The sequence below is a fragment of the Dactylosporangium sp. NPDC051484 genome (assembly GCF_040689395.1).
Classification (GTDB): Bacteria; Actinomycetota; Actinomycetes; order Mycobacteriales; family Micromonosporaceae; genus Dactylosporangium.
The window spans coordinates 1-8,975 of the sequence record NZ_JBFAZX010000071.1 but is presented as its reverse complement, the minus strand read 5'-3'; the positions used below and the strand labels follow the sequence as shown (position 1 = coordinate 8,975).

Here is an 8,975-nt window from a genome sequence, read left to right as displayed (position 1 = left end):
AGATCCTCGCCAAGGTCCGCTGGGTCCAGACCAGCATCAAGCAACTCGTCGACAACAACTCGAAGTAACGACAGCAGGATCACGAGACACTAGACACTCACATCCTTGCAGTTCAGGCGCACCTTTCCCTCATCGCCCTCAATGAACCAATTCCACTCTGAACGGCCGAGGCTGGATCCGCAGGCCGGCCACTGCCGCCTCGCCCTCGAGCCGCAGGAAGCCTGGATGCCGCTGGTTGCAAGCGCTTCGCCGAGCGACCAGTGGATCGTCAGTGACCCCTCGCCCTCGCCGGATTCCGCGGTCCAGCAGGCGATGCCGTCGATGCTCGTAGCGAGCACTTCATCGAAGGCACGCACATCGGGATCGAGCATGAAGGTGGAAGTCTGCCGGGATCGTCGGCCACGCTCATACGGCATGCGGGCAGTCTGTCAAAGCCCGCCTCGAGGCCGACCAACGGACCCGCTTGATCACGTGCGCAGGATGCGTCGCTGCGCCGGCGTAGTCGCCGACCTCATAGACTTCGTTGGTGCAAGGCGAGGACCGTACGTTGCCAGCCGCGCTGGCCGCAGCCCACATTGAAGGCTTCTTCGACGACCATGACGGTCGCGACTTCCAGCCGTACGACGAGTTCGTGTGGTCCGTCGAGACGCTTGAGTGGTGGCGATCCTGGACCGGCAACCCGACCGCGGGCACGGCGCCGTTCCGAGTCTTCGGACAAGATGGGTCTGGTGGTTTGGCTGCCTGCTGGATCCGCGTTGCTGACGCCCAGATCGAGACCCAGCCCATCGTGTTCCTGGGCTCCGAGGGCGAGTTGCACGTGATTGCCAGGGACCTCGGCGACTACCTGTGGCTGCTGGCCAACGGCGTCGGCCCCTCGAGACTGTCGACGGCATCGACCGCACGACTACGCCCATCCCCGCACTTACCGCGATCGCACAGCGCTACACCGGCGAGATGCACCGGCCCACCGCGACGGTGATCGACGCAGCCCAAGCCGAGCTCCACGCCTTAACAACGCTGGTCGACACCACCGTGCGGTAGGCATTCGCCCGCACCCGCGACACAGCGCCCACTGCGTGGACCTTCAAGTCGGACTGATCGAACCCAACCAGCAACATCCGGTCATGCCGCGAGTCGCGCGTGGTCCGAGGTCGCACCAGCCTCCGACCACCGTCCGGTTCAGGTGTCGTGGACTACGTGGAATTTGACGGGGCGCCGCAGGTTGGGCAATGGACCGCCTCGGCGGGCAGCGACCGGCCACCTGCCGAGCGTCGACCTCTTGCAGCGAGGGCCAGCACCAGCAGCGCCGATCCCACTACGGCAACCAGGATCGCAACGGCGGCCATGGACGACCACATCGGGACCTGGGGCCGGCCGGGGCCGGTGCCTTCGAGCATCGCACCGAGCGGGTTCAGTGCGAACATGCCGATCGGCGTAAGCAGGATCAGCAGCGCCCAGACACCGCGGTAGTCGTGCCGGGCGGCCAGGCCGAGCGCGAGCAGCGTCACGCCGATCAGCAGCGTCGCCCCTGCGGCTGGCAATGCCGTAGCGGCGGGCAGATAGTAGTCGCCGTAGAAGTTCAGGCGCAGTTCCGCGGCAACGGTGACCGGCATGGTCAATGCTGCGGCGGCGAGCGGCGTCAGCCGAACCCACCGGCGGTGCCGTGTGGCGGCGCCCACCGCGACGATACCGAGGACGAGCTGGGGCAGCAGCACGATCAGCGGTGGGCGGGGTATTCCGGTCAGCATCGCGGCCGGCACGACACCGGCGGTGACCAGCACGGCGAGGACCGCCAGGCGACGAAACCACAGGCCGGGAGCGACGACGTACACGACGGCCGTCAGCAACCAGACCGCCCACGCCGCTACCCCGAGGGACATGAAAGGCCCGGTATGCCTAGACCGGAACACTATGGGTGCCAGCGCCTCGAAGATCGCCCACCCGCTCGCGAACGCGCTCGTGGTCGTCAGTGCGAGCAGGCCGGCGAGCCGGAAGCCGGGGCCGAGGCCGAGTGCGGTCCGTAGGTGCTGGCGCAGCCCACCGGCCGCGAGGTCCGCGATGTCGGCCCGCGAGGGTCTCCTACGGTTGGGCGCGGCCAGGGACAGGTAGGTGTCCACCAGCTCCGAGCCACGCGTCCGCTGATACTCGGCCGGATAGAACAGCGCCGTCCAGCGCGCATAGCGCCGTTCGAGATCGGTCATCGCAGGACGTCCTTGGTGATGCCCTTCCGGGCGGTCCGGCTGGCTTTGCGGCAGGCTCATGCGAATCTCCGGCTCGGGCGGGGCGCGACCTTGGCGGCGCGCAGCCGGGCGGTTGCCGCCTTGACGTTGCGGCGCATGCGTTCCGTCTCGCCGGCCAGCAGCTCGCCGCCCGGCTCGGTGAGCCGGTAGTAGCGGCGTAGCCGGCCTTCGACGATCTCCTCGTGATCGACGCCCACCAGGCCCGCGTCGACCAGCCGGTCCAGCGCGCCGTACAGCGTGCCGGGCCGCAGCGAGATGCGGCCGCCGGACAACCGGGCCACCTCGGCGATCAGGCCGTAGCCGTGCATCGGCTCGCCAGCGAGGGCGGTGAGGATCAGGAATGTGGGTTCACGCAGTGGGGTTTCCACGCGGACCAATATATCGGCTGCGAAGGTATAACGGAACGCCACCACCGCCCGCGACCAAACAAATCCTCGATCCGCGATCTTGGTGCACGCATCTACCGCCGACCGAGCGCACCAGGCTGCCCGAAGCTGTCACGCTTCGTAACCTGCGTTCGGCGCCGACGGGCGCCCGGACTGCCGATGTCCGTGCGTGGTCGGGTCAGCTCGTGGGGTCGTACGACCACTGCAGGACGACGTCGGGCTTCATGTGCAGCCATAGCGTGGCGGCCGGCGCATCGTCGGGGAAGTCGACCCGCAGCAGCTGATGACCGTGGGTCCGGTCGATCCCGACGGTACGGACACCCGCGAGATCGAGATGCACGAGGTCAGGACCGCCTGCTGCGGCCCGCAGTCGCAACCGGACCTGTTCGTAGCTTGGCTCGATGTCCAACTCAATCTCGTATCCGGCCCGGACCGCCCGGAAGGTCACCGATGCGTACGGCCACGGATAACGCCAGCCGTACCGGCCCTCGGCCGGACGTTCGTCATCTGCGTCCAGGTAGGTCGGCTCAGCCTCGAACAACCAAACGAGATCCCTGTTGACGGTGCTGGCTGCGCCGCCGCGGCGGGACGCTTGACCGGCCCCGCACCAACCACGCTCCGCGATGGCACGCCTCGTGGCGATGCACCACAAGCCGCGCACTGACGGTGGCATGAGCGGACGTCACTCGGCAGGCGGCTTCGCTGAACTTTCCCGATCCGCCAGCAGCCGCAGCCGTCTGCCTTCATCGATCAACTCGCGATCGGACGGCAAGCTAAAAATCGTAAGGCGATCGGGCCCGGGTTCCCGTTGCGCCAGGGCCGTCATCGCCTTCGAGCACCGCCACCCTGGCCGCCCGCCACAACCTTGCTTACGATGCGCCACCTGCGTCGGTCGTGCTGATGGCGGACCACCTCGACGCGGACGGCAGCCGGCCCGCAGGGTCGGCTGCCGTCCGCATCGAGGTCCGTGCGAACGTCGCGGCGGTCCAGATGGCAGAGCCGGTCGAAGAACATGTTGTCGAGCACACGGTGGCGGGGAATCCGCAACGGTCACTCGTTGCGGGCGGTCTCGGGGCCGGTGATCCGGCGCAGCACCGGCAGCGTGGAGGCGATGATGCCCAGTGATGCGGCGAGCCCGGACACGACGAGCAGGCAGTACCCGATGCCCGGAGGGTGCAGCGTGTAATGCATCTGCGCCCTGAGGAACAGCTGGGCGCCCGCCAGGCCGGTCGCGATGGCCACCACGGCCGCGGCGAGTAGCGGCGCGGCGCTTTCCAGGGCGACGACCTGGCGCAGTGCGGCGAGCGGCACGCCGGTGAGGCGCAGGATGCTGAACGGGCGTTTGCGGTCGTTGAGCCCGCCGGCGACGCTCACCGTGAGGCTGCAGCCGGCGATGACGAGACTGGCCAGGATGACGACGTCGGCGAGTTGCTGCCACTGCTGGGTTAGCCTGTTCTTGTACCCCGCGTCCTCAGCCTGGGTGTACGGCGTGGACCGCTGCGGTATCGCGTTGGCCAGCAACGTTCGCGAGCCCTCGACCGCGGCGCGGGAGCCGTCGGTGCCCACGACGATCGACGCGACGGACATCCGCTCCAGCGCGGCGGGATCAGCGTCGGCGGCCGGCCATTCGGTCAGCGGAGGCGCCCACGACCGGCCGTCCAACAGCAGGTCATTCCAGACCCACGCCACGCGCGCCCCGGGTGCGCAGTGCCCGAAGCTCGGCGAGGCGGCGATCTCGGAGCACAACGCGAGCTGGGGCGGAAGGGGGCTGTTCGGATCGAAGCTGCCCTCGGGCGGCTGGCGGGTGACGATGACGCCGCTGACCCCCGCAACGGCGGTGAGCCCGGACGGAATGCGGAGATCGGCGGGCGGCAGCGCACCACCTGTGTGCTCGTTGAATTGCTGGATCAGGTTGCGCCCCGCATCGGGGTTGGCCGACACACCGCGCTCGGCGTTGATCGTGCCCATCACGCCGACGGCCACGGTGGTGACGAAGAGCGCGAGGATGAGGCCGCTGACCGCGCGGAAGCCCGCCTTCGGATTGTCGGCGAGCCGGCGCGCGGCGATGAGGGTTGCCAGCCGGCTGGTCCGCCGGGCGAGCGCGCGGGCGCCGACCATGGTCAGCCACGGACCGGCGATCACCAGCCCGGCCATGACCACGAGGAAGCCGGGCAGGAACACCGCGACCTGCCCGACGGAGGTGTGCGGGACGCTCGCGGGCTGCAGCACCAGGTGGCCGAGCCAGGCCAGGCCGACCAGCATCGGGACGAGCCGGTAGGCGCGCGGCGGCCGAGGCGTCACCCGGCGGCTCGTGCCGAGCGGCGAGATCTGCACGCGGCGCAGGGCGAGTCGGGCGACGATGGCGGCGGCCAGCGGTACTCCGAGTGCGACCGCTGCGATCTCGACGGCGTTCACCGCGAGGTCGGAGGGGTAGAAACGGGCCATGGTGAACGGGATCTGGGCGAGCGCCGGCCGCGCGGCATAGAAGAGGGCGAACCCGCACACCGTGCCGATCAACGCCGACGCCGTCGACTCGGTCGCCGAAATGATCGAGATCTGCCGGGGCGTCGCGCCGACCAGCCGCATGGCGGCGAAGCGCTGTTCGCGGCGCAACGCGGACAGGCGGGTGGCAGTACCGATGAACATCAGCACAGGAAAGATCAACGCACCGGCTACGACGCCGAGAACCAGGTCGAGCCCGGCGGCCGGGATGCCCGAGACGCAGGTGCCGTCGCAGTGTTTCGGCGTGCTCGTCATCAGCTCGTTCACCTGATGGGCGTCGGGCAGTTTGGACACCTCGTCGGCGGTGCCGCCGACGAACACCATCAGCGTGTCCGGCGACGGCAGGCCAGCCGCGCCGATGACGCCGGCCTCGCGGCCCGGGTAGCGGTCCTTGAGCTGCTCGTGCGGCACACTGCGCAGCAGCCGGTCCAGGGCCGGCGAGGCGTAGAACTCGCCTGGACCGGGCAGCCGGGCAAGGCCGGGCACGACCGGCGGGTTGGCGGTGGTGACCGCGACGTCGACGCGGTAGATGTCCTCGCCCGCGAAGCCGTCGAGCTCGGTGCGCCACCAGACCGGGTCGGCGCCAGACGGTCCGGTCGTCGCGTTCATATGGGTGTAACGGGCGTTCTGCGCGTCGACCGCGTGGATGCCCGAGACGGCGGCGAGCAGCATGCCGGCACCGAGCGCGACGGCCGCCGCGATGATGATCAGTCGCGCCGCGGCCTCGCGGCCGCCCGCGAGCGCGAGGCGGAGCCCGAAGCGGATCATGCGACCACCGGCTCGGTGGCGGGCGTGTGCACGTTGCCGTCGCGGACGACGACCTGACGGTCGGCGTACGCGGCCACGCGCGCCTCGTGGGTGACGATGACGACCGTCGTACCCTGCTCGCGCGCGGCGTCCACCAGCAGCGACATGACCTGCTCGCCGGTGAGCGAGTCGAGCGAGCCAGTGGGCTCGTCCGCGAACAGCACCTGTGGCTTCGCGACCATGCCGCGGGCGAGGGCGACCCGCTGCGCCTGCCCACCGGACAGCTCGCCCGAGCGCCGGCCCTCCAGACCGTCCAGGCCGAGCCGTTCGAACCAGGGCCGCACCTGTTCGATCGCCTTGTTCCGGCGCAGCCCGGCCAGCAACAGCGGCAGCGCCACGTTCTCCTCGGCGGTGAGCTCCGGGACCAACTGGCCGAACTGGAACACGAAGCCAAACTGGTCCCGCCGCAGCGCGCTGCGGCGGGTCTCGTCCAGCGTGTCGACCCGCGCGCCGTCGAACCGGATCTCGCCGGAGTCGGGCACCAGGATGCCGGCGAGGCAGAACAGCAGGGTCGACTTGCCCGAGCCGCTCGGCCCCATGACCGCCAGGATCTCCCCGGGAGCGGCCGACACGGTGGCCCCGCGCAGGGCCGGGGTCGGCCCGAACGACAGATTGACGTCGCGGGCCTCGATGACGTGCGCCGTCATCGCCCGATCTCCTTTGCCAGCGCGTCGAGCCGGGCGACGGTGACCTCGATCCACTGCAGGTCGGCCTGCAGGTGGAACAGGGCGTGGTCGGCGAGGATCACGTCGACCAGGCCGCTGTTGCGCTTGGCCTCGGTGAGGTGTTGCATCCGCTTGAGGTGGGCGAAGCGCTGGGTGTCGAGGTACTGGTCGGCGGGCCGGCCGAGCAGCAGCGAGAGGGCGACCTTGGCGAACAGCACGGTCTGCTGGTGGGGCTCCGGCTCGACCGGCTGGGTCAGCCAACTGTCGACGTCCGTCGCGCCGGCGTCGGTGATGACGTACCGCTTGCGGTCCGGGCCGTCGCCGGGCTCCTCGGTGATCACCACCTTGCCGTCGCGGGCCAGCCGGCCGAGGGTCGCGTAGACCTGGCCGAATGACAGCGGCTTGTCACGGCCGAAGAGGCGGTCGTAGTCGCGCTTGAGCTCGTAGCCGTGACTGGGCTCACGCTCAAGAAGACCCAGCAGCGTCAGGGGGACGTTCACACTAGGCACCATACGCTGAGCGTATACGCTGAGCGTATACGTCCTTGGCCAGCACAGTGTCGGGCGACGGGCGTTGCGGGAAGCGGTGGCAGGCGCGATCGCCGATCCGATGCGGCGGGAGATCCTGCTGATGCTGCGCGACGAGCCGCGCTCCGCCGGCCAGATCGCCGACCGCTTCGCGATCACCCGGCCCGCCGTCAGCCGCCATCTGCTGGTGCCGCGCGAAGTCGGTCTGGTGCGCGACACCGCCGCGGGCGCCGCCGCGCCTACACGCTGGTCACCGCACCGCTCGACGAGCTGGCCGGATGGCTTGAGCGGCTGACGCAACCGTCCGGCTGGCAGCACCGCTTCGACACGCTGGAGACCGAGGTCTACCGCACCCGCCGCGAGCGGCACACGGCCGCCGCACCCGACCGAACCCAGGAGAGGTCGGCCCTGGCTGGGAGTACTACCTGGACGCGCACTCGTAGCCTCCCGCGAAGACCAGCCATCGATGAAGCACCACTTCGAGGCCCAGCGCCAGTAATGACCTGCCGTCAGCCGGTTCCGTCCTCAACGCCTCGACAAGAGCGGATCTTGTAGACCGTGGGGAGATGAATGACGCTGCCTGGTCGGGCCGCCCAGTGGCATCGTGGGCCACCCTGCACCCATCCAGCAGTTCGTCGCCAGGGCGGCCCATGCTGTCGTCGCGCTGCAGCATTTCGTCGCCTTCCGGGAGGGCTGCACCTTCGCCCTGCACATCGCCGCCCGGCGAGGCCCGCTGGAGCAGTCCGCATGGGAGCGCCTCCTCGGAAGCCTTACCGGGCAACATCCATACGCCACACCGACCGACGCTGCCCTTGCGTTCGGTGTCCGCTTTCCTGACGGTTCAACGGCCACGACGATCGCCAACGCCTTCCGAGGCCGGGAGCACCCCACCGACCGGCCGGACCCTCCCATGCTCATCGAGACAGGCGGCGGATCCAGCAGCTCCGACCGGAGCTACCAGGGCGACCAGCAGCTCTGGCTTTGGCCACTCCCGCCGCCGGAACCCTTCGAGTTCGTCATCGAGTGGCCGAGCATGGGCATCGGCACCATCGCCACCACACTCGACGGAAGTGCCATCGCCCGCGCGGCGGAACAGGCCCAGCCGTACTGGCCGTGACGACGCTGTGCGGGCCGGCCCGGGCGCATGTTCTCGGCAGCGCGCTCGTGGATCCATCCTCTTCCTCGACTATCGCTTGCGATGCGCGTCCGATACGAGCATTCGCTCACCGGCAGAACCGGAAACCTTGGCGTTGCCTTGACCCGTCACTCCTTGTGATGGGCCCGGTCGCGCCGCCGCTCAACACCTGCGGCAGATGTGCGCGGTCAGCACTCGTTGGCTAACCGGCGCAGGTCGTCCCATTACGGGTTTGACGCCGGGTTCATCTGTGCTGAACCCACAGGTTTTCCTCGACGTATACGCCGCGGTCCCGTTCCCGGTCAATCAGCACGAGATTGAGCGCTGCGGGGACTACATATTCCCCGGTGACGGGAAACACCATGTCCGCCCAGCTCTCCCATTCAGCGACGGTTCCTTCGATCACCATCGACCGCGGGGCTGGACAGAGCACCCGGGCCCCCATGCGCTGGTGGGTGCGGATCCACGGATCGATCGAGAGTCCGTCCGCGACTCCATCCGGCGTACTCGGCCATCGACACCATCGGGTAGCGGTGCTTCCACGTCGGTCGAAGCGGAGCGACCACATGCGTAGGGCCGTCGCTGCACGCTCGTCGCACCAACTCCTCAAGCACGACACCGGGGCTTGACCCCTGATCTTGGACACGGGGTTTATGCGGCTGGCGCCAGCGTAGCTGGTGCTGTTCGGATGTTGTTTTCGTAGTTGATCGGGG

The 8,975-nt window shown here is 69.2% G+C and carries 10 protein-coding genes; 3 read left to right on the top strand and 7 right to left on the bottom strand.

The features are described from left to right. Positions 1–89: 89 nt before the first annotated feature. The gene (locus AB0367_RS38355; RefSeq protein ID WP_366231441.1) at positions 90–416 is read right to left on the bottom strand and encodes a hypothetical protein; all 327 of its coding nucleotides are present in this window, start codon (positions 414–416) and stop codon (positions 90–92) included. A 110-nt stretch (positions 417–526) separates the two neighbouring features. Here AB0367_RS38355 and AB0367_RS38350 point away from each other — a divergent pair, with 110 nt between their 5' ends. Next, positions 527–979 (top strand): hypothetical protein, encoded by a 453-nt coding sequence (locus AB0367_RS38350; RefSeq protein WP_366231440.1) that lies wholly within the window; start codon positions 527–529, stop codon positions 977–979. Positions 980–1,193: 214 nt separating this feature from the next. Here AB0367_RS38350 and AB0367_RS38345 read toward each other — a convergent pair whose 3' ends face one another. From AB0367_RS38345 to AB0367_RS38320, 6 genes are all read right to left on the bottom strand, one after another. Further along, entirely contained in the window at positions 1,194–2,201 is a 1,008-nt protein-coding gene (locus AB0367_RS38345; RefSeq protein WP_366231439.1) for a hypothetical protein, read from the bottom strand. A 56-nt stretch (positions 2,202–2,257) separates the two neighbouring features. Continuing rightward, positions 2,258–2,608 (bottom strand): helix-turn-helix transcriptional regulator, encoded by a 351-nt coding sequence (locus AB0367_RS38340; protein ID WP_366231438.1) that lies wholly within the window; start codon positions 2,606–2,608, stop codon positions 2,258–2,260. A 196-nt stretch (positions 2,609–2,804) separates the two neighbouring features. Continuing rightward, positions 2,805–3,167, bottom strand: coding sequence for a hypothetical protein (locus AB0367_RS38335; RefSeq protein WP_366231437.1), 363 nt, complete (start codon positions 3,165–3,167; stop codon positions 2,805–2,807). A 509-nt stretch (positions 3,168–3,676) separates the two neighbouring features. Continuing rightward, positions 3,677–5,896 (bottom strand): FtsX-like permease family protein, encoded by a 2,220-nt coding sequence (locus tag AB0367_RS38330; protein WP_366231436.1) that lies wholly within the window; start codon positions 5,894–5,896, stop codon positions 3,677–3,679. Next, positions 5,893–6,582: an ABC transporter ATP-binding protein gene (locus AB0367_RS38325; RefSeq protein ID WP_366231435.1), complete on the bottom strand. Its 690-nt coding sequence runs from the start codon at positions 6,580–6,582 to the stop codon at positions 5,893–5,895. The genes AB0367_RS38330 and AB0367_RS38325 overlap by 4 nt, the downstream gene beginning before the upstream one ends. Continuing rightward, positions 6,579–7,100 carry a PadR family transcriptional regulator gene (locus tag AB0367_RS38320; protein WP_366231434.1) on the bottom strand — a complete coding sequence of 174 codons (522 nt, stop codon included), beginning with the start codon at positions 7,098–7,100 and terminating at the stop codon, positions 6,579–6,581. The genes AB0367_RS38325 and AB0367_RS38320 overlap by 4 nt, the downstream gene beginning before the upstream one ends. Before the next feature lie 73 nt (positions 7,101–7,173). Here AB0367_RS38320 and AB0367_RS38315 point away from each other — a divergent pair, with 73 nt between their 5' ends. Both AB0367_RS38315 and AB0367_RS38310 read left to right on the top strand, forming a co-directional pair. Continuing rightward, complete coding sequence (locus tag AB0367_RS38315) at positions 7,174–7,422, top strand: helix-turn-helix domain-containing protein (protein ID WP_366231433.1); 249 nt, start codon at positions 7,174–7,176, stop codon at positions 7,420–7,422. 309 nt (positions 7,423–7,731) lie between these two features. Next, on the top strand, positions 7,732–8,244 hold the full coding sequence (locus AB0367_RS38310; protein ID WP_366231432.1) for a hypothetical protein: 513 nt from the start codon (positions 7,732–7,734) through the stop codon (positions 8,242–8,244). Positions 8,245–8,975: the final 731 nt, after the last annotated feature.

Bases quoted from the DNA above. Each gene is read 5' to 3' on its own strand.
- AB0367_RS38355 (WP_366231441.1), bottom strand. From the start codon at position 416: ATGCCGTATGAGCGTGGCCGACGATCCCGGCAGACTTCCACCTTCATG.
- AB0367_RS38325 (WP_366231435.1), bottom strand. From the start codon at position 6,582: ATGACGGCGCACGTCATCGAGGCCCGCGACGTCAATCTGTCGTTCGGG.
- AB0367_RS38345 (WP_366231439.1), bottom strand. From the start codon at position 2,201: ATGACCGATCTCGAACGGCGCTATGCGCGCTGGACGGCGCTGTTCTAT.
- AB0367_RS38330 (WP_366231436.1), bottom strand. From the start codon at position 5,896: ATGATCCGCTTCGGGCTCCGCCTCGCGCTCGCGGGCGGCCGCGAGGCC.